Source organism: Micromonospora inyonensis, from assembly GCF_900091415.1.
Taxonomy (GTDB): Bacteria; Actinomycetota; Actinomycetes; order Mycobacteriales; family Micromonosporaceae; genus Micromonospora; species Micromonospora inyonensis.
Map to the genome: position 1 here is coordinate 1,040,957 of NZ_FMHU01000001.1, position 20,313 is coordinate 1,061,269.

The window sequence follows — 20,313 nt, forward strand, 5'->3', positions numbered from 1 at the left end:
GTGAGCGCGAGGAACGCAGCGAAGCGGAGTCCCGCAGTCGCGAACGAAGGGCATGGTCAGCTGCCGATGATCGCCAGACTTCTCGTGGCCAACCGGGGTGAGATCGCCCGCCGGATCTTCGCCACCTGCCGGACGCTCGGCGTGGAGACGGTCGCCGTGCACTCCGACGCGGACGCCGACGCGCCCTTCGTGGGCGAGGCCGACCGGGCGGTACGCCTGCCCGGCAACACACCCGCCGAGACGTACCTGCGGGTCGACCTGATCCTGGACGCGGCCCGGCGCAGCGGCGCGGACGCCGTCCACCCCGGCTACGGCTTCCTCGCGGAGAACGCCGACTTCGCGGCGGCGGTGGCCGACGCCGGGCTGACCTGGGTCGGCCCACCGGCCGCCGCCATCGCGGCGATGGGCGACAAGGTGGCGGCCAAGACGCTGCTCGCGGCGGCTGGCGTGCCGATGCTGCCGACCTGGACCGACCCCGGCCAGGTCACCGACTTCCCGGTGCTGGTCAAGGCGTCCGCGGGCGGCGGTGGGCGGGGCATGCGTGTCGTCCGGGACGCCGACGGCCTCGCCGGGGCGGTCGCCTCCGCGAGCCGTGAGGCGGCCAGCGCGTTCGGCGACGGCACGGTCTTCGTCGAGCGGTACGTCGAACGTGGCCGCCACGTCGAGGTGCAGATCTTCGGGGACACCCACGGCACGGTCGCCGCGCAGGGCGTACGCGAGTGCTCGATCCAGCGTCGGCACCAGAAGCTCGTCGAGGAGGCCCCGGGAGTCCTTCCGCCGGAACTGCGGCAGCGGCTGCACGAGGCCGCGGTGGCCGCCGGGCGGACGGTCGGCTACGTCGGCGCGGGCACGGTGGAGTTCCTGCTCGCCCCCACCGGCGAGTTCTTCTTCCTGGAGATGAACACCCGTCTCCAGGTCGAGCACCCGGTCACCGAACTCACCACCGGCCTGGACCTCGTCCGGCTGCAACTGCTGGTCGCCGAGGGCGAACCGCTGCCGTTCACGCAGGCCCCACCGGTCGACGGCCACGCGATCGAGGTACGGCTCTGCGCCGAGGACCCGCCGCGCGACTGGCGTCCGGCGACCGGCACCCTGCACCGGTTCGCCGTGCCCGGGGTGGCCGTCGAGTTCGGCGGCCTCACGCGCCCGGGTCTGCGGCTGGACTCCGGCGTGGCGGACGGCTCCACCGTGGGCGTGCACTACGACTCGATGCTGACGAAGCTCGTCGCCTGGGGGCCGACCCGCGCACAGGCGGCCCGGCTGCTGGCCGGCGCACTGGCGCGGGCCGAACTGCACGGGGTGGCCACCAACCGCGACCTGCTGGTCCGGGTGCTGCGCAGCCCGGAGTTCCTCGCCGCCGAGGTCGACACCGGTTTCCTCGACCGGCACCCGGAGGTCTTCGTCCCGCTGCTGCCCGCCGCCGAGCTGCCGCTGACCGCCCTCGCCGCCGCGCTCGCCTCGGCCGCCGCCCGCCGCGCCGATGCACCGGTGCTCGGTTCCCTCCCGTCCGGTTGGCGGAACGTTGCGGCGTTTCCCCAGGTCACCCGCTTTGCCGGGCCGGACGGCGAGATCGAGGTCCGGTACCGGCTGGACCGCACCGGCGGGCTCGCCGAGTGGTCCACCGACCCGTCCGACGACCGGTCCGTCACCCTCGTCGGGGCCACCGGCGACCGGGTCGTGCTGGACGTCGACGGGGAGCGGCGGACGTACCGCGTACACCGGGTGGGGTCGGAGGTCTGCGTGGACGGCCCGGACGGGGCGACGAGCCTCACCGGGCTGCCGCGTCTCCCGCTGCCCACCGCCGAGCTGGCGGCCGGCTCGTTGCTGGCACCGCTGCCCGGCACGGTCGCCCGTCGGCACGTCGAGGTCGGTGCGCGGGTCGCCGCCGGTGACCCGCTGCTGACGCTGGAGGCGATGAAGCTCGAACACCCCGTGCTCGCCCCGGTCGACGGCGTCGTCACCGACCTGCCGGTGCCGACCGGCGGGCAGGTCGAGACGGGTGCCGTGCTGGCCGTGGTCGATCCGACCGAGGAGGACGCCTGATGAACTTCGACCTCACCGACGAGCAGGAACAGCTCCGCGACGCCGTCCGGGCGCTGGGCCGGCGGTACGGCCACCGGTACTTCGTGGCGAAGGCGAAGGCCGGCGAGCACACCACCGAACTGTGGGAGGAGGCCGGCCGGCTCGGCTACCTGGGGGTCAACATCCCCACCGAGTACGGCGGCGGGGGCGGTGGCATCACCGAGCTGGCGATCGTCTGCGAGGAACTGGCCGCCGCCGGCTGCCCGCTGCTGCTGCTGGTGGTCTCCCCCGCCATCGCCGCCACAGTCATCGCCCGCCACGGCACCGACGGGCAACGTGAGCGTTTCCTGCCCGGACTGGCCGACGGTTCGTTGAAGGTGGTCTTCGCGATCACCGAGCCGGAGGCCGGGTCGAACTTCCACCGGCTCGGTACGGTGGCCCGCCGCGACGGCGACGACTGGCTGCTCTCGGGGCGCAAGTGCTACATCTCCGGCGTCGACGAGGCGGGCTACGTGCTGGTGGTGGCGCGGACCGAGAACGCCAGGTCCGGGAGGCTCGAACCGGCGCTCTTCGTCGTGCCGGCGGACGCGGCCGGGCTGACCCGCTCGAAGCTGGACATGGAGATCGTCTCCCCGGAGAACCAGTTCCTGCTCTACCTCGACGATGTGCGGGTGCCCGCCGACGCGCTGGTCGGCGGGTCGCTCGAGGCCGGCCTGCCGGCGCTCTTCGCCGGCCTGAACCCGGAGCGGATCACCGTCGCCGCGATGGGGGCCGGCACCGGTCGGTACGCGATCGAGCTCGCCTCGGAGTACACCTCCACCCGCGCGGTCTGGGGTGGGCGGAGCATCGGCGCGCACCAGGGGGTGTCCCATCCGCTGGCGCACGCGGCGATCCAGGTGGAACTGGCCCGACTGATGATCTACAAGGCGGCCACCCTCTACGACGCCGGACGGGACTCCGAGGCCGGGATCTCCGCCAACATGGCCAAGTACGCGGCCGGGGAGGCCGCGGCGCTCGCCGTGGACACCGCCGTCCAGGTGCACGGCGGGGCGGGCATGACCACCGAGTACGGCGTCGCCACCCTGCTCGGGGCGGTCCGCGCCGGCCGGATCGCACCGGTCAGCCGGGAGATGATCCTCAACTTCGTGGCCCAGCACGTGCTCGGCCAGGACCGGTCGTACTGAGCGGCGCGACCGGTCAGCCCGGGGTACGGCAGGCGGCGTCGATGCGGTGCACCGGCCGTACCCGCCGGCCCAGCCCCTCCAGCAGCGAGTCCTCGACGTGGAAGTCATGGGCCCGCAGCCGGTGCCGGGGCAGCTCGTCCTCGTTCGGGCAGAGCACCTGCGCCTCGACCCGGTCCACCGGGACGAACCGCACCCCGCCCCGGGCTTCCAGGATCGTCATGTGCACGTCGTCGACGGCCACCACGTGCCCCCGCACGTCCTCGCTCCCCCCGGTCGCACTCATCGTGACGACGGTCAGCGGCAGCACCGGAGTGGTGATCACCGGCAGCGCGGCCCAGGCCAGGATGACCAGCACAGCGGCCTGGGTGACCGGGGCGAGCGGGCGGAGCACCGCGCGGGGCAGCGGTCCGGCGACGGCGCAGGCGAGCAGCGGCGGCCCACCGAGCAGCAGCAGCGCCACCACGTCCCGCTGGTCCCAGGCGTCGGCCACGGTGGGCAGGGTCAGCCAGCCGTACCCCGCCAGCAGGGCGGTCAGGAGCAGCAGCCGGGGCAGCAGCCGCTCGTGCAGCCGCTCCGGGGTGATCTGGAAAGCGGCGGCGACCGCGGGCAGCAGCAGGGGCAGGTAGAGCAGCTCCCAGGTGACCAGGGCGAACAGGAAGCTCGTCAGCACCAGCCAGGCCGGGGTGATGTCGGCCCACCGGGCGAAGAGGGGCCGGCGGGCTGCCGGAACGGGGCCGTCGGCGTCGGGGGCCGGCCCGTCGGCGCTGACGGCGAAGACCGCACCGAGGGCGAAGATGGCGACCAGGACGGTGGAGACCAGCTGGGCCGCGGTGGTGAGGAAGCCGGCGATCAGGTTCACCGGCCCGACGTTCGCCACCAGCAGCAGCGTGGTCTGGAGTTCACCCCCGGCCTCCACCGCGAGCCGCAGCACCGAGAAGACCGCCGGTACGCCGACGACGAGCGTCCAGAACGACTGGCTCGCCCGGTCCCGCCGCTCGGCCTGGCCGGCGTCCCGGTCCCGCCCGGCCCCGCTCACCGCGTCGGCGCCTTGTCGTCGAAGTCCACCAGGTCCGGCACGTCCAACGGCTGCGGCTGGGGCAGGTCCGCCTTCAGCCACGGGCCGAGCGTCGTGTGGTACGCCGTCAGCCAGGGACTGCTGCCGTCCCGGCGCCCCTGTCGGTAGCTCTTGTCCAGAAAGTAGGCGACCAGGTCGCGCAGTGCCGGGTCACCGATCGGCACTCCCACGCCGATCCGCTCGCTGGTGCCGAAGGGCATGTCGACGATCTGGAACTCGGTGGGGAACTGGGAACGGAACCCGGCCAGGATGGCCTCGTCGGAGCTGACGACGTCGTACCGGCCCTCGCGGATGCCCCGGACGCAGTCGGAGACGTTCTTGACCACCCGGGGGCGGATGCCGTGTTCCTCCAGTTCCGCCTCACTGGTCGATCCGCCGCTGGCGCAGACCCGCAGCGCGGGGTCACGCAGGTCCTCGATGGTCCGGACCCGGTCCTTGAGCCGGAGCGGGACCAGGACCTCCTGTGTGGTGACGAAGTACGGACCGGCGAAGAGGACCTGACTCTCCCGGTCCCTGGTCATCGAGAAGCTGCTGACGACCAGGTCGACCTGGCCGCTCTGGAGGGCGGGGATACGGTCCTCGGTGGCCAGCGGCACCAGGTCGATGCGCTGGTCCCCCTCGTAGCCGAGCGAGGCGGCGACGTACCGGGCGATCTTGGCCTCGAAGTTGACGAAGGCGTTCTTCTCCTCGTCCAGCAGCGGGTCCAGGATCGCCACTCCGATCCGCAGCTTCGGCTGGCCGTGGACCTGTGTCTCGCGCAGTTTCTCCTGCACGGAGGGGAACTCCGGCTCCTGACTGCTGTCGCAACCGGCGACCGCCGCGAGGGAGAGCGTCAGGGTGACCGCCAGCGCGGTGGCGATCGCCCGGAGCTGCTGTCGGGACGGCATGTTCATGGACGGCCTCCCGAAGGATCGAACCAGCAGGGCACCCAGGGTAAGCGGGCAAATCCAATCCGCACCCGCTCCGGACGGGCCCGATGGACGCCAGTCGCGAATCAGACACCCCGGGTGACCGGCCGTCGACCGGCGCGGATCCGGGGAGCGTCCGACCCGCCCGGGGACGGCTCCGAGGTTGACAGCGCGGGCGGGCGGGTGATGCTGGACGGGTGACGCGTCTATCCCGATCCCGTGCCCGGATCCTGGCAGCGGTCGCCGTGCTCGCGGCGGTCTCCGCCGTGGTCACCCTGGTCGTCCTGCGCCGGGACGACTTCCTGGGCGTGGTGCTGGCCATCCTCGTCGTCCTGCTCGCGATGATCGCGGGGGTCGCCGTCGACGCGGCGCGCCACCAGCCGCCGACCGGACCGGCGACCGCGGCCGCGCCCCCGCAGCAGGCCACGGGTGGCCTCCACGGGATCGACGCGCCCACCCTGGAGACCCTCGACAATCCGATGATGGTGGCGGCGCTACGGACCCGGCTCCGCGACCGCTGACCGCACCAGCCGGGGGCCGGCACCGACCGGACGCGTCAGCGCAGGCTGAGGGTCGGCATCGCCAGGCCGTCGACCCCACGGCCGGCCAGACAGCGGTACGTCTGGTCGGCGTCGGTGTCCTCCGGCGGCAGCACCTCCAGCTTCCACCCGTCTTCCTGGGTCAGCCCGCTGGTCAGCCGGAAGGTCGTGGGGTTGCAGACCTGCCGGACCGACGGGGCCGCTTTGACCGCATCGTGATCGGCGCCGACCAGCTCGGCGGGGAGATCACCCTCGGCGTAGCTCTCCCAGGTGTGCCGTCGGTCACACCGGACCCGGACGGCCTGGCCCCGGGTGCCGCGGATCCGGACCGGGCCGAAGCACTGCAACTCGTCGGCGCAGCGGCCACCCGTGGGCAGCTCGGTGACCCCGTCCACACAGCCGGGGAGCACGCCCGCGACGGCGGTCGTGGACGGCAACGGGTCCGGCGTCCGGGCGCTGCCGGCCACCCAGGCCCCGGCACCCGCGGACGCGACCAGGGCGAGCACGCCCGCCCCACCGAGAAACCAGCGCCGACGGCGGCGCACCGGCACCGGCACGGTGGGGTGGCTCTCCTCAATCGGGGTACGCGGTGTGGGCTGGCCGGTGTGCCCGCGTGCCGGGTCGTCGCCGGTGCGCTCGGCCGGGCCGGGGTGCCGCCAGGGCCCGACGAAGGTGGTCCCCCCGTGGTGCGGGTGGTCCGTCGTGCCCAGCGGCAGCCCGGCCAGCAGGCCACGCAGCTCGACCGCGGAGGGCCGGGCAGCCGGATCGTTCGACATGCCCAGCCGGAGCACCTCGACCAGCTCGTCCGGCACCTCGGGCAGTCCCGGGATCGGATGGTTGAACATCTCCAGTACGGTGACCAGGCTCGGGTTGCGCTCCGACTGCCAGCGCGGCGGCCGGCCGTGCATCACCGCGTACAGGGTGGCGCAGAGGGAGTAGACGTCGACGGCCGGCGAGGGCGGGCTGTGGTTGAACATCTCCGGCGGCGCGTACGCCGGGGTGAGCACCTCCATGGTGACCGTCGGGTCGCGCACCTCGGCCAGCACGGCCAGCCCGAAGTCGGCGAGCACCGCCGAGTTGAAGTGCGAGTGGAGGATGTTGGCCGGCTTCACGTCGCGGTGCAGCACGCCGGCCGCGTGCGAGTGCGCCAGGGCGTCCGCGATCTTGACGCCGAGGTCGCGCGCCTCGACCGGGCCGAGGGGCGAGGTCCGCATCCGCTCGGCGTACGACCCGTCGCAGAGCTCCATGATGAGATACGGATGCTGGTCGATGGTGACGCCGACGTCGAAGAGGTCCACCACGTGCGGGTGGGACGACATCCGACCGGCGGCCCGCGCCTCACGCAGAAAGCGGGCCTGGTCCCGCTCGCTGTCCAGGGTGCGGTTCTCCACCTTGACCGCGACCTCACGCCCGACGGAGATCTGGACGGCACGGTAGACGGTGGCGTAGCCACCCCGGGCGAATACCTGCAAATCAGTCAGACCGGGCACGATTGGCTTCGGCAGGGCGCCGGGCGGGGTGGCGGTCACAGCTCGAAAATACCCAACTCGTCCGGCGGCTCAGAGTCCCGCACCGGTGACCAGGGTGGACGGCACCCCGGAGCGGCCAGGGCGGCCGGCGGCGTCCCGGCGGGCGTCCGCGCGGAGCCCGAGCGCGGTCGCCAGGGCTCCCACGCCCTCCCACGCGGCCACCCCGAGGAACCCGACCGGGGCGATCTCCGCCACCACCACGAGGACGAACACCGTGACGGTGACCAGCCGGAACACCACAGTGAACCGGAAGAACGAGCGCCACTCGCTGACCGCGGCGAGGAGGTAGTAGACCCCCATGTTGAACGCCGCCATGGAGGACGCGACCACGAAGGTGCCGGTGTGGTCACCGGAGGCCCGGATCGGCGGCGCGGCGAGACCGAGCAGGCCGAGCAGGGCCGCCGGCCAGAGGAGCCCGAGCACACCGCTCAGCAGCGCCATCCCGCCGAAGACCGCGACGGTCCAGCCGGCGGCGGAGCGCGGCAGCCTCATGACGGTCCTCCTGTGGGTACGGCCGTCGCTGTGGACCACCGCTGTGCCCCTCCACGCTAGCCGCTGCGGAGCCTCCGGTCATCGGCGGAACCGGCAGATCCCGGCGAACCGGCCGAGCCCGGCGCCGGCGGCGCACCCGGAGTCGCCGTCGCCGGAGCCGGCGTCCCGGTGACCGGGCCCGGCGTACCCGGCACGAGCAGCCGGACCCGCAGCGCCCCCGCGCCGGCCCGCTCGCTGCGCTGCTCCGTGGCGTACGCCAACCGGACCGCCTCCTCGGCGGCGGCCAGCGCCTCCTCCGGACGGCCGCACGCGCTCGACGTCTCGGCGAGCACCATCGCCGCGACCACCTGGCTGCGGACGTCCTCGGCCGGGGCGGCGACCGCTCGGCGGGCCCAGTCCAGCGCCTGCTCGTGCTGGCCCAGGGCGAGCAGCGCCGAGGCGTACCGGGCCAGGGTCTGCCGGCGGGAGATGAGCAGCGCCGGAGTGTTGCTGGCGGTCGCCACCGGGGCGAGCAGCCCCACCGCCGTGGTCGGGTCACCGGCCGCCAACCGGGCCATCGCCAGCAGCACCCGGGGAGCCACCTGGGCCGGCGCCTGCGGGTTGTGCGGCTCCACGGCGGTGAGCACCGCGCGGGCGTACCGCTCGGCCGCCGCCCCGTCGCCCAGGTCCAGCGCGACGAAGCCGCGCAGGGTGCCGGCCATGCCGGTGAGCAGCGGGTGGGTGGTGCGCCCGGCGTGGTCGAGGGCGTCGGAGAGCAGGTCCGCCGCGTGCTCCGGCTCGCCCAGGCCCCGGGCGATCGCACCCCGCACCACCAGGGCGAAGCCGCGCCCCCAGTCGTCGGAGGCGGCGATGAAGTCCCGGTACGCGCGCCGGGCCGAGCGGTCCGCCTCGGCCAGCTCACCCAGCTCGGCGGCGGCGAACGCCTCGACTGCCCGCAGCGTGCCGACCGCCCACGCCTCGCCGATCCGCTCGCCGAAGGGCAGGAAGATCCGCGCCAGCCGGTACGCCTCGTTCAGCCGGCCGGCGAGCAGCCGGGCGAACGCCGTCGTGCCGCGCAGCCAGGCCCGCCCGTACGGGTCCTTCAGCTCGGCGAAGAGCCGGGCGGCCCGGCCGAGCACCGCGTCGGTGCCGGCGAAGTCGCCCCGGGTGGTGGTCACCCAGGCGAGGTTCTGCAACGACCACGCCTGCCCACGCGGGTCCTGGGCGGCCAGGCTGACCTGGTACGCGGCGGCGAGCCGGCTGCTGGCCTGCCCGAGCCGCCCGGTGACGAAGTCGGCCATGCCGAGCCGGCGCATCGCCGAGGCGCGCAGCGTGGGCAGCTCGGCGGCGGCGGCCACCTGCAACGCCTCCTGCCAGCTCGCCACCGCCCGCCCCAGGTCACCGAGGTTCTGGTACGCCTGCCCGGCCAGCAGCAGGGCGTTGGCCCGGGTCGCCCCGTCGTCGGTGGCGTTGGCCGCGATCTTCTCGGCGAAGGCCAGCGCGTCGGCGGCCCGGCCGACCTGGAGCAACGCCCGGGCGTGCACCACCCGGGCCGCCACCGGCAGCCCGTCCCGGGCCAGCTCGGCGGCGCGTTCGGCGTACTCGACGGCGAGCGCCGGTTCCCCGGCGGCGAGCGAGCGACGGGCGGCCCGGTCCAGCGCGGCCACGCCCAGCGGGGCCACCGTACGGGCCGGCGCGTCCGGACGGAGCCCGACCGCGTCGGCGAGCGCGCTGGCCCGCTCGGCGTGCTCGGCGACGAACTCGTCCCGGGCTGCCTCGGTGAACCCGCCCGGCGGCACCGGCCCGCCCGCGCTGTCGGCCGGGGCGGCCCAGCGGGCGAGGGCGGCGTGCCGGTCGGCCAGGTCCGCCTTGCTGACCCCGGCGTAGGCGGCCTCCCGCATCAACGGGGTGGCGAAGGAGTAGCCGGTCCGGGTGCGGTGCAGCATCCGGCGTTGCAGCAGTTCCTCCACGGCCCGGTCCAGCTCGACCGCGACCACGGCGGCCGGCCGTCCGTCCCGCCCGGTGCGCCGCTCACGCAGCGCCTCCAGGGTGCCCGTGGGCACGGTGTCGCCGACCACGGCCGCGTCCCGCAGCACCGAGCGGGCCTCGGCCGGTAGCGCGTCGATCCGGGCCGCCAGCACGGCGGCGAGGTCGCGGGAGAGCAGACGGCTGCCGAGGGAGCCCGGGGCCAGTCGCCAGGTCGCCGCGCCGGTGCCGTCCCGCTCCGCCCCGGCGGTCAGCGCCCCGCGCTCCATCAGCAGGGTCACCAGTTCGGCCAGGTAGAACGGATTGCCCTGGGCGGTGGCGAGCAACCGGTCGGCGTCGGCCTGCGGCAGCTTCCCGCCGCCGAGGTAGGTGGTGAGCAGCCGGGAGGCGTCCGCGCCGCGCAGCGGGGGCAGCACGTGCACCTCGGCCTCGGAGAGCCGGGTCAACGTGCCGGCGGTTCGGACCAGTTCGGGCCGGCCGAGCAGCAGCACCAGCACCGGTCCGGCCAGCCGGGACAGGGCGACCCCGAGCGCCCGGATGGTCTCCGGCGTGGCGTCGTGCAGGTCGTCGACGACCACCACCAGAGGCGCCTCGGCGGCCAGGCCGCTGAGCAGTCCCGCCACGGCGGTCGGCACCGCCTCGGCGTCCGGCGGGCTGTTCGCGTTCCACTCGGCGTCGTCGGTCGGCCCGCCGTGCGTACCGGGCAGGTCGACGTAACCGAGCAGGGCCAGCAACTGGTCGGTGGCGAGCGGCGGCGGCACCGGCTGCACCCGGGCGAGCCGCTGTTCGAGGCGGCGCAGCCGCTCCTCCACGGCGGCCCGGGTCACCGCGGTCGCGGCGTCGCCGGGCAGGCCCACCGCGGCCCGCACGAGGTCGGCGAGGGGAGCGAGCCGGCGGCGCTCACCGAAGGCCGCGCAGCGTACCGAGAGCACCCGCGAGCCGGTGTGCGCGGCGTACCGGCCGGCACCGACGTCGTATCCGGCGGCGAGGCGTTCGGTCTCGGCGGCGAACCGGGACTTGCCGATGCCCGCCTCGGCGGTCATCAGCAGCACCCTCGGCTCGCCCCGGTCGATCACCTCGGCGAGCCGGCCGGCGATCCGACCGACCTCGGCCTCCCGGCCGACGAACGGGGCCTCGTCGCCGAGCCCGGAGCGGGTGCCCGGCGCGTCCAGGAGCCCGAGCAGTTCGTACGCCTCGACCGGCTCGCGCTTGCCCTTCAACCGCAGCGGGCGCAGCGCCCGCCAGGAGGCGACGTGCCGGGTGGCGGCGGCGGTGCGCGCCCCGGCGTACACCGCGCCGACGGCGGCGGCGTCGGCCAACCGGGCGGCCGTGTTCACCGTGTCGCCGATGACCGTGTACTCGATGGCGGCCTGGATGCCGGCGATCACGTCCCCCGTGTTCAACCCGACCCGCAGGCCGAGCGGGGCACCGCCACCGCGTTCGTCGTCGAGCACCCGGCGGACCGCCCGTTGCATGGAGAGCGCGGCCCGCACGGCCCGCTCGGCGTCGTCCTCGTGGGCGACCGGCGCGCCGAAGACCGCCATGATGCCGTCGCCGGTCAGCTTGTCGACGTGCCCGCCGAACGTCTTCACCGCCCCGGCGAGCGCGGCGAGCACCCGGTCGGTGACCGCGCCGACCCGCTCCGGGTCGAGGTCCTCCGACCAGGAGGTGAAGTCGGACAGGTCACCGAAGAGCACGGTGACGACCCGGCGCTCGGCCGCCGGCAGGGTCGCGGCGGCCGGCAGCGCGGCCCCGCAGTTGTGACAGAACCGGGCACCGGGTACGGCGACGGTTCCACACACCGGGCACGTCACGGTTGGTCCAACCGCGCTTCTGTGCCACCGGATTCCCGGGGCGTCACCCCCAGGTACTCCAGTTGGGCGCGGACCGACCACTCGGCCGCCCACCACAGGGAGCGGTCCACGTCCGCGTACACCCGGGCGACCACCTCGGCGGCGGTGGTGTCCCCGGCGGCGACCGCGGCCCGGACCTGGTCGAGCCGGGCCCGCCGGTGGGCGAGGTAGTAGTCGGCGGCCGCGCCGCAGTCGGCCAGCGCCGGGCCGTGCCCCGGCAGGGCAACCACCCCCCGGTACGCCGACAGTCGCCCCAGGCTGACCAGGTACTCGCCGAGATCACCGTCGGGGTGGGCGACCACGGTGGTGCCCCGGCCGAGGATGGTGTCACCGGTGAGGACGACCCGCTCGTCCTCGTGCTCGACGAGGAAGCAGACCGAGTCGGCGGTGTGTCCGGGGGTGGGGACCAGGTCGATCAGGAAACCGGAGCCGCCGAAGGACTCCCACGGCTCGGTGAGCGGTTCGGCGTCGACGGTGTGCGCCGGGTCGGCGGCGAGGACCGGAACCCCGCCGAGCAGTTCGGCCAGGCGGCGGGACCCGTCGGTGTGGTCCGGGTGGCCGTGGGTGATCAACACGAACCCGATCGGCGCGTGGGCGGCGATCCGGGCCAGGTGCTCCTCGTCGGCGGGGCCGGGGTCGACCACGACCGTCTCGTCCCGTCCCGGGGCGCGCAGCAGCCAGGTGTTGGTGCCGTCGAGTGTCATCGGGCCGGGGTTCGGCGCGCGTAGCAGCGTCACCCAGTCCGGCAGCGCATCCGCCAGCGCGGCCGCCGGCGTCGTCAAGTGCCCCGTCATGGCTGCGATCGTACGACCCGGCCGACCACTCCTCGCGATCTTGAAAGCCGTTCCGGCCAGCGGGACGCGTACCCCGCCCGGCCGGACCGGAGCCCGCCGGGCGGGGTCACGTCGAACGGGACCGGTCAGGCGACCTCGACGATGAGGTCGACCTCGACCGGGGCGTCCAGCGGCAGCTCCGACACGCCGACCGCGCTACGGGCGTGCCGACCGGCCTCCCCGAAGACCGTGCCGAGCAGGTCGGAGGCACCGTTGATCACGCCGGGCTGACCGGTGAAGCCGGGGGCCGAGGCGACGAAGCCGGTCAGCTTCACCACCTTGACCACGTTCTCCAGACCGACCAGCGCCTCGATCGCGGCGAGCGCGTTCAGCGCGCAGCGCTGGGCGAGGTCCTTCGCCTGCTCGGGGGAGACCCCGGCACCGACCTTGCCGGTGGCGAGGAGCTTCCCCTCGGCCATCGGCAGCTGCCCGGAGACGTAGACGGTCCGCCCGGACTGCACCGCCGGCACGTAGCTGGCCACCGGAGGAGCCACCTCGGGCAACTCCAGCCCCAGCTCGGCGAGCTTGGCGTACGGCGTGGCGGTCATGCCTTGGGCCGCTTCAGGTAGGCGACGAGCTGCTCCGGGTTCGGCCCCGGGATCACCGAGACGAGCTCCCAACCGTCCTCGCCCCAGTTGTCGAGGATCTGCTTGGTCGCGTGGACCAGCAGCGGAACGGTGGCGTACTCCCACTTCTGCATCGTTGCCGGGCTCCCGTTGTCGTGGGGTGGATGTTCCGCCGACAGCCTACGGCCCGGTCGACGGCCGGGGCACGGGACGCGGCTCCGGGGCCAGCGGCGCCTCCCCGCAGGGGCCCGGGTGCCCGTAGCGCTGGGGGCAGCGGGACCGGTCGGGCAGGAGCAGGTCACAGAAGACCCGGCGTCGGTTGTTCTGGTCGTCGGCCGTGGAGACGGTGGTCTCCCCGGCGTCCAGCTCGGGCAGGAAGCCCAGGGAGTCCGCGACCCGACCGGCCAGCGCGGTGGCCGTCGCCAGGTCCAGCACCCGGACCGGCAGGTGGATCACGTACCCCGGTTCGTCGTCGTCCCGGGCACGGTCGACCGGCCGGGCCCGCAGGCGCAGCGGTTCGAGCTGGTCGGACGACCGGCGGTACGGCCGCTCGTTGCACGGGGACGCCACCGCCGGATCCCCGACCTCCCCCCGGCGCGCGGGCCTGGCGGCGCCGTCGGGAAACTGGGTGCGGGGAGTGTTCTCCGCGTCGCGCATGCAACCGCCTCCGGGCGTCGTACCTGTCCGATGTGCCGTCTGCGTGGCGGGCGTCGCCGCCCGGCCCGTTCCCCCGCGTCGGCCCGAACGTAGGGCCCGGGATCCGCCGTCGGCAACCGGACGCGCGCAGATCATCACGGACAGTCATATATGCGACAGCCCGACGGTCCGGTTGTGGATACCGCCGCCGGCCTACCCACCGGTAGGCGACCGCGCCTGCCGTCCGGCATCGGGCGGGTCGGGCCACGCCGGGGCGGATCAGCCCCCGGCGACGACCGCACCGGGACCCCCGTCGGCCCCGGCGACCGCTACCCTCACGGGCGGGTCGGCGCTCCCGACCCGCCGCCAGAAGCGTCACCGCCGCCGGTGACCGTGTAGCGCACTCCCGGGGGAGACGATGACCCAACCGCCGCAGGGTGGCCCGTTCCCGCCGCCGAGCGGTCCGCCGTTCGGTGCCGGCCAGCCCCAGCCCGACGCCCCGTACGGCACGGCCAACCCGGCCCCGTACCCCGGCGGCGCGCCGGGGTACCCGCCTCAGCCCGGCACGCCGGCCCCGCCACCCGGATACGGAGCCCCGCCGGTGTCCGGCGCACCGATGCCCCCGCCCGGGTACGGCGCACCCGTGCCCCCGGCGGACGGGTCCTTCCCGGCGCCGCCCCCCGGCTACCCGGCACCGGCCGGCGGCCCCTACCCGGCCGGCGGCCCCTACCCGCCCGGTTACCCGGCACCGGTCGCGCCCCGGAAGAAGCGCGGGCTGCTGATCGCCTCGATCGTCGTGGTGGTCGCCCTGCTGCTCTGCGGCGGCGGTGGCGCCGCCGCCTTCTTCATGCTGCGCGGGGCCGACTCCGCCGAGGGCGCGGACGCGCCGACGACCGCGGTACAGAAGTTCCTCACCGCCGTCTACCAGGACCGCAACGCCACTCGCGCGACCGAGCTGGTCTGCTCCTCCTCCCGCGACCGGGAGAAGATCGAGGCCAAGGTGGCGGAGGTGAAGAAGTACGTCGACGAGCACGAGACGCCCCGGTTCCGGTGGACCGCTCCGAAGGTGGACGAGCAGACCGAGGAGCGGGCCACCGTCTCCACCAAGGTGACCATGACCACCGCCGACGAGAAGGTCGCCGAACAGGAGCTGCGCTTCACCGTGATCCGCGAGACCGGCTGGTGGGTCTGCGAGGTCGGCTGATCCCGACCAGTGGTTAGGCTCGACTGGTGCGAGCAGCTGAGCAGGCGGTCGATCCGGCCGGCCCCGGGTGGCCGGCCCGCCTCCACGTGGTGACCGGCAAGGGCGGAACGGGCAAGACCAGCGTGGCGGCGGCGCTGGCTCTGGGGCTGGCCGCGGACGGCCGGCGCACGCTGCTGGTCGAGGTGGAGGGGCGACAGGGCATCGCGCAGCTCTTCGGCACCGATCCGCTCCCGTACGAGGAGCGGCACCTGACCGACGCGCCGGGCGGTGGGGAGGTCCGGGCACTCGCGGTGGACGCCGAGGAGGCGTTGCTGGAGTACCTCGACATGTTCTACAAGCTCGGGGCCGCCGGACGTGCCCTGCGCAAGCTCGGCGCGATCGACTTCGCCACCACCATCGCCCCCGGTCTGCGGGACGTCCTGCTCACCGGCAAGGTCAAGGAGGCGACCACCCGTACCACCGGGCACCGCCGGACGTACGACGCGGTGGTGCTGGACGCCCCGCCGACCGGGCGGATCGGCCGGTTCCTGAACGTCACCGCGGAGACCGCCCGGCTGGCCAAGGTCGGACCGATCAAGACCCAGAGCGAGGGGGTGGCCGCGCTGCTGCGCTCCCCGATCACCGCGGTGCACGTGGTGACGCTCCTGGAGGAGATGCCGGTCCAGGAGACGCTGGACGCGGTCGCCGAGCTGACCTCGTTCGGTTTCCCGGTGGGGCGGATCGTCGTCAACGCGACCCGTCCCCCGCTGCCCGCCAGTCGGGCGACCAGCCAGGCCGAACTACGCCGGGGACTGCTCGCCGCGGGGCTCCCGGCCGACCGGGCCACCGTGGCCGGGCTGCACACCGAGGCGGTCGACCAGGCCGTCCGGAGGGAGCTGGAGGAGACGCTCCGCGCGGAGCTGACCGACATCGGCCGGCCACTGGTCGAGCTTCCGCTGCTCCCGACGGGGGTGGACCGGGACGGCCTGGAGGCGCTGGCCGCCGCGCTCGTCAGGGCGGGTTGACTCACACCTGACGCCGGCACGGCGCGGAGAGCCGCACGAGCCCGATACGCTCGATTGGTGCCTTCCGAAGACGCGGCGCCGCTGCTGGACGTCGACCACATCCTCGCCGACCCCGGCGTGCGGATCGTCGTGTGCTGTGGCGCGGGCGGGGTGGGGAAGACGACCACCGCGGCGGCGCTCGCGTTGCGGGCGGCGGAACGACACCGCCGTCGTACGGTGGTGCTCACCATCGACCCGGCCCGCCGGCTCGCCCAGTCCCTCGGCCTGACCGAGCTGGACAACACTCCGCGCCAGGTCAAGGGGATCGACACCGACGGCGGCGGCGAGCTGCACGCCATGATGCTGGACATGAAGCGGACCTTCGACGACGTGGTGCTCCAGCACACCGATCCGGCGAAGGCGGCGGAGATCTTCGCCAACCCCTTCTACCAGGCGATGAGTTCGACTTTCGCCGGCACGCAGGAGTACATGGCGATGGAGAAGCTCGGGCAGCTCCACGCCCGGGGCGAGTGGGACCTGATCGTGGTGGACACCCCGCCGTCCCGCTCGGCGCTGGACTTCCTCGACGCGCCGGCCCGGCTCTCCCGCTTCCTCGACGGCCGGATGCTGCGCCTGCTGCTCGCCCCGGCGCGCACCGGGGGGCGGAGCATGTTCAGCCTGGTCACCGCCTCGTTCGGGATGTTCTCGAAGGTCGTGCAGAAGGTGCTCGGCGCGCAGCTGCTGACCGACCTCTCCGGGTTCGTCGCGGCACTGGACTCGATGTTCGGGGGCTTCCGGCAGCGCGCGGAGCAGACGTACCGGATCCTCCAGGCCCGGGAGACGGCGTTCCTGCTGGTCGCGGCGCCGGAACCGGACGCGGTCCGGGAGGCCGCCTACTTCGCCGGGCGGCTGCGGGAGGAACGGATGCCCCTGGCCGGGCTGGTCCTCAACCGGGTGCACCGGCCGGCAGTGACCACTCCGGACGCGACGGAGAGCCTCGCCGCGGCGGAACGGCTGGCGGAGCTGGGTGGCCACGACGCCACCGTGGACGTGCTGCGTGCCCACGCCGCCCTGCTCCAGCAATCGGTCCGCGAGCAGCAGGTGGCGACGTCCTTCACCGAGGCGTTCCCGGCGGTCCCGACGGTCGCGGTCGCGGCGCAGCCCGCCGACGTGCACGACGTCGACGGGCTGCGGACGATCGGTGCGGCGATCAGCCGTCCATGACCGGTGCCGGGCGCCGGTCGGCCGGCACCGGACGGCGGGTCAGCCCGCGTTGACCAGGATCTTGTCCTTGCCCGTCTTCTCCCTGGCGTTCTTGCGCATGGCGGCCTCGAACATCTTGCGCCAGCTCGTCACCTGGGGGTGCCGGCGCAGCAGCGCACGGCGTTCCCGCTCCGTCATGCCGCCCCACACGCCGAACTCGATCCGGTTGTCGAGCGCGTCGGCCAGGCACTCGTACCGAACTGGGCAGCTCCGGCAGATCCGCTTCGCCACGTTCTGTTCAGCGCCCTGTACGAACAGTGCGTCCGGGTCTCCGTTCTGACACGCCGCCAGCGACGGCCAGTCAGTGATCATGCCCATCTGTACTCGTCCCCCCTTGCAGTACCTACCGACTCCGTGCGGGTCAGCCGGATTTCCCCCCGGTCATCCGCGCCCGACCTTCCCCAAGGCGGCACGGACGACATCTGGCGCTGTCGCCGCCCCCATCATGCTCTGTAGTCGTCCGATTACGCAACGTTGTCGGCCAAATCCATCATTTCGGACAGTTCGCGCGTCTCGGGCTACGGCCCGCCGCATACCCCGGCCGACCGTCTGAAAACCCTGCGGTGTCCCCGCCTTCCGGGGACACTCGTCCGCCGCGCCGCGCAACCCCGGACCGGGGGTCGTGCGTTTAGCACAACGAGGGCGGCGCACGCAGGAAATGGGGAAACCTGCCCCGGAGCCGCCCACTCCCCACTCACGTACTCTGTCGAGGTGACCTGGATGCGGAAACGTGACCACAATCTGCTGACCAACGCCGCATCGCTACTGATCTGCGGCCTGCTGGCCGGGGTGGTGGTGGCGGCTGCGGCGTTCCCGGCCGTGGCGATGTCCGGGCTGGCCGCCAAGGCGGGCGCCGAGACACTCGGGAAGCTGCCGCCGGACCTGACCGTCAAACGGGCCCCGCAGATCAGCTACCTGCTCGCCGCGGACAACAAGACCCCGCTGGCGACCATGTACGACGAGAACCGCCGCGACGTCAAGCTCAAGGACGTCGCGGAGGTCATGCGGGAGGCCATCGTCGCCGCCGAGGACCACGACTTCTACAAGCACAACGGCGTCGACTTCAAGGGTGTCGCCCGGGCGTTCGTCAACAACAGCTCCGGCGCAGCCTCCCAGCAGGGCGCCTCGACGCTGACCATGCAGTACGTCCGACTGGCGATCGCGTACTCGGCGAGCCACCCGGCCGACGTGGTGGCCGCAACCGAGGACACCACCGCCCGCAAGGTCCGCGAGATGCAGTACGCCGTCCAGGTGGAGAAGAAGTTCTCCAAGGACGAGATCATGGAGCGCTACCTCAACATCGCGGCCTTCGGCAACGGCGCGTACGGCGTCTTCGCCGCCAGCCAGGTCTACTTCAACAAGACGCCGGCCAAGCTCACCATCGACGAGGCCGCGATGCTCGCCGGCATGGTGAAGGCGCCGACCAGCTTCGACCCGACCACTAAGAGCGGCTACCCGCTCGCCGTCGAGCGCCGCAACTATGTGATCAACAACATGGTGGAGACCGGCGCCATCTCCAAGGAGGAGGGCGAGAAGGCCAAGGCGGTCAAGCTGGTCGTCAAGGGGAAGCGGGCGCCGAACGGCTGCGTGCAGACCCGGGACAACAAGTGGGGCTTCTTCTGCGACTACTTCTACCGCTGGTGGCTCCAGCAGGAGGAGTTCGGCTCCACCACGTACGACCGGGAGCGGCGGCTCAAGAGCGGCGGCTACAACATCGTCACCACCCTCGACGTTCAGGCCCAGCGGGGCGCGGACACGGCGGTCCGCAAGGCCAAGTCGGTGAACAGCAAGGAAGCCGCGATGGTGGCCGTGGTCGAGCCGGGCAGCGGCCGGGTCCGGGCGCTGTCCGTGAACCGGAACTACAAACTGGACGACCCGAACAAGCCGCAGAACAAGCCGCACAGCGACCCGGTGCAGCGGAACAAGAACAAGAAGCGTGGCAACTACCCGAACACGGTGAACCCGCTGCTCAGCGGTGGTGACGGCATCACCGGGTACCAGGCCGGCTCGACGTTCAAGATGTTCACCATCGTGGCCGCGCTGGAGAAGGGCATCCCGCTCCAGTACACGATCAACGCGCCGAAGCAGTTCAAGTCCGAGTACATCGTGGAGCGCAACTCCCCGGCCGCCTGCCCGGGCACGAACAACTACTGCCCCACCAACTCGGTGGAGAGCATGGCCGGCCCGCACAACATGTGGAGCGCCTTCGGCCGCTCGGTGAACACCTACTTCGTCCCGCTCCAGCAGCAGGTCGGCGCGAAGAACGTGGTCAAGGCGGCGCAGAAGCTCGGCATCACCTTCCGGGCCAGCAACGACGTCACGTTCGCCGCCACCGACCAGGCCGCGAACCAGTGGGGTGCGTTCACCCTGGGTGTCTCGCAGACCACCCCGCTGGAGCTGGCGAACGCGTACGCCACCCTCGCCGCGGACGGCAAGTACTGCGAGCCGATCCCGGTGCAGAAGATCACCGGCCCGGACGGCAAGACCCTGGACATCGCCAACCCGCGCTGCGAGCAGCGGATCAGCACCGAGGTGGCCCGCGCCGCCGTCGACGCCGCCCGTTGCCCGGTCGGTGACCGCTCGTCGACCTCCCGCTGCGCGGGTGCCACCGCAGGCAACGTCAAGGGCATCGTCGACGCGCCGGTGGCCGGCAAGTCCGGCACCACCGACTCCGAGAAGACCGCCTCGCTGGTCGCGATGACCAAGCAGTACGCGGTGGCCGGCATCATGGCCGACCCGGACTGGCCGCAGACCAACGTCAAGATGAAGCACAGCGAGAAGGACGGCATCAACCCGCCGGTGTACGAGACGCTGCGCGACGCGATGAAGGGCAAGGACCGGATCAACTTCACGCCGCCGAGCGGCAAGATCATCAACGGTGACCAGCGCTCCATTCCCCGCGTCCGGTGCGAGTCCGTCGACACCGCACGCAACCGGCTGAAGGGTGCCGGCTTCGAGGTCGTGGTCAGCGACATCAAGATCTCGTCGAGCTGCCCGGCGGGGAGCGTCGCCGGCACCAGCCCCGAGGGACGCACCATCAAGGGCGGCGTGGTCACCATCCAGCTCAGCGACGGCAACGGTGGTGGCACGCCGGGCGACAACGGCGGCGGTACGCCGCCCGGCGGTACGCCGCCCGGCGGCACCCCGCCCGGCGGTCCGCCCCGAGGTGGCCCGGACCGTCCCAACCGCTGACCGGTCGGACACGACGAGGGCCCCTGCTGTCGCACACCAGCGACGGCAGGGGCCCTCGTCGTTCCGGTC

16 protein-coding genes and 1 pseudogene are annotated in these 20,313 nt (G+C 73.5%); 7 read left to right on the plus strand and 10 right to left on the minus strand.

What is annotated here, in order from left to right; translation table 11 throughout:
- The first annotated feature begins 66 nt into the window (after positions 1 to 66).
- Entirely contained in the window at positions 67 to 2,043 is a 1,977-nt protein-coding gene (locus GA0074694_RS04660; RefSeq protein WP_091452958.1) for an acetyl/propionyl/methylcrotonyl-CoA carboxylase subunit alpha, read from the plus strand.
- Complete coding sequence (locus GA0074694_RS04665; protein WP_091452961.1) at positions 2,043 to 3,206, plus strand: acyl-CoA dehydrogenase family protein; 1,164 nt, start codon at positions 2,043 to 2,045, stop codon at positions 3,204 to 3,206. Before GA0074694_RS04660 ends, GA0074694_RS04665 begins: the two co-directional genes overlap by 1 nt.
- A gap of 13 nt (positions 3,207 to 3,219) precedes the next feature.
- On the opposite strand, the gene GA0074694_RS04670 is transcribed toward GA0074694_RS04665, so the two are convergent.
- Both GA0074694_RS04670 and GA0074694_RS04675 read right to left on the minus strand, forming a co-directional pair.
- The gene (locus tag GA0074694_RS04670) at positions 3,220 to 4,242 is read right to left on the minus strand and encodes a hypothetical protein (protein WP_091452964.1); all 1,023 of its coding nucleotides are present in this window, start codon (positions 4,240 to 4,242) and stop codon (positions 3,220 to 3,222) included.
- On the minus strand, positions 4,239 to 5,174 hold the full coding sequence (locus GA0074694_RS04675; RefSeq protein WP_091452968.1) for a transporter substrate-binding domain-containing protein: 936 nt from the start codon (positions 5,172 to 5,174) through the stop codon (positions 4,239 to 4,241). The genes GA0074694_RS04670 and GA0074694_RS04675 overlap by 4 nt, the downstream gene beginning before the upstream one ends.
- Positions 5,175 to 5,386: 212 nt before the next feature.
- Here GA0074694_RS04675 and GA0074694_RS04680 point away from each other — a divergent pair, with 212 nt between their 5' ends.
- Complete coding sequence (locus GA0074694_RS04680; RefSeq protein ID WP_141713957.1) at positions 5,387 to 5,710, plus strand: hypothetical protein; 324 nt, start codon at positions 5,387 to 5,389, stop codon at positions 5,708 to 5,710.
- Positions 5,711 to 5,745: 35 nt separating this feature from the next.
- Here the strand turns inward: GA0074694_RS04680 and GA0074694_RS04685 are convergent, their stop codons facing one another.
- The 7 genes and pseudogenes from GA0074694_RS04685 to GA0074694_RS04715 form a co-directional block, all read right to left on the minus strand.
- Entirely contained in the window at positions 5,746 to 7,257 is a 1,512-nt protein-coding gene (locus GA0074694_RS04685) for a serine/threonine-protein kinase (RefSeq protein WP_091452974.1), read from the minus strand.
- 30 nt (positions 7,258 to 7,287) lie between these two features.
- The gene (locus GA0074694_RS04690) at positions 7,288 to 7,749 is read right to left on the minus strand and encodes a hypothetical protein (protein WP_091452978.1); all 462 of its coding nucleotides are present in this window, start codon (positions 7,747 to 7,749) and stop codon (positions 7,288 to 7,290) included.
- A 197-nt stretch (positions 7,750 to 7,946) separates the two neighbouring features.
- Positions 7,947 to 11,528 (minus strand): annotated as a pseudogene (locus GA0074694_RS04695) (adenylate/guanylate cyclase domain-containing protein); the annotation flags it as partial.
- Entirely contained in the window at positions 11,525 to 12,361 is an 837-nt protein-coding gene (locus tag GA0074694_RS04700) for an MBL fold metallo-hydrolase (protein WP_091452986.1), read from the minus strand. The gene GA0074694_RS04700 and the pseudogene GA0074694_RS04695, both read right to left, overlap by 4 nt.
- A 125-nt stretch (positions 12,362 to 12,486) precedes the next feature.
- Entirely contained in the window at positions 12,487 to 12,948 is a 462-nt protein-coding gene (locus tag GA0074694_RS04705) for a RidA family protein (RefSeq protein ID WP_091452988.1), read from the minus strand.
- Positions 12,945 to 13,100, minus strand: a complete 156-nt coding sequence (sp36, locus tag GA0074694_RS04710) for a Sp36 family protein (protein ID WP_091452994.1) — start codon at positions 13,098 to 13,100, stop codon at positions 12,945 to 12,947. Before sp36 ends, GA0074694_RS04705 begins: the two co-directional genes overlap by 4 nt.
- A gap of 46 nt (positions 13,101 to 13,146) precedes the next feature.
- Positions 13,147 to 13,623 (minus strand): hypothetical protein, encoded by a 477-nt coding sequence (locus GA0074694_RS04715; RefSeq protein WP_091452997.1) that lies wholly within the window; start codon positions 13,621 to 13,623, stop codon positions 13,147 to 13,149.
- Between the two features lie 595 nt (positions 13,624 to 14,218).
- Here GA0074694_RS04715 and GA0074694_RS04720 point away from each other — a divergent pair.
- From GA0074694_RS04720 to bagB, 3 genes are read left to right on the plus strand one after another with little or no spacing between them, the layout of a single operon-like run.
- Positions 14,219 to 14,806, plus strand: coding sequence for an Rv0361 family membrane protein (locus tag GA0074694_RS04720; RefSeq protein WP_091458657.1), 588 nt, complete (start codon positions 14,219 to 14,221; stop codon positions 14,804 to 14,806).
- A 26-nt stretch (positions 14,807 to 14,832) separates the two neighbouring features.
- Complete coding sequence (gene bagA / locus GA0074694_RS04725) at positions 14,833 to 15,810, plus strand: ATPase BagA (RefSeq protein WP_091453001.1); 978 nt, start codon at positions 14,833 to 14,835, stop codon at positions 15,808 to 15,810.
- A gap of 54 nt (positions 15,811 to 15,864) precedes the next feature.
- A complete protein-coding gene (bagB, locus tag GA0074694_RS04730; RefSeq protein WP_176737775.1) occupies positions 15,865 to 17,013 on the plus strand; it encodes an ArsA family ATPase in 1,149 nt (382 codons plus the stop codon).
- Positions 17,014 to 17,052: 39 nt separating this feature from the next.
- Here the strand turns inward: bagB and GA0074694_RS04735 are convergent, their stop codons facing one another.
- A complete protein-coding gene (locus tag GA0074694_RS04735; RefSeq protein WP_091453004.1) occupies positions 17,053 to 17,370 on the minus strand; it encodes a WhiB family transcriptional regulator in 318 nt (105 codons plus the stop codon).
- A gap of 402 nt (positions 17,371 to 17,772) precedes the next feature.
- Here GA0074694_RS04735 and GA0074694_RS04740 point away from each other — a divergent pair, with 402 nt between their 5' ends.
- Positions 17,773 to 20,244, plus strand: a complete 2,472-nt coding sequence (locus tag GA0074694_RS04740; protein WP_091458659.1) for a penicillin-binding protein — start codon at positions 17,773 to 17,775, stop codon at positions 20,242 to 20,244.
- The last annotated feature ends 69 nt before the right edge of the window (positions 20,245 to 20,313 follow it).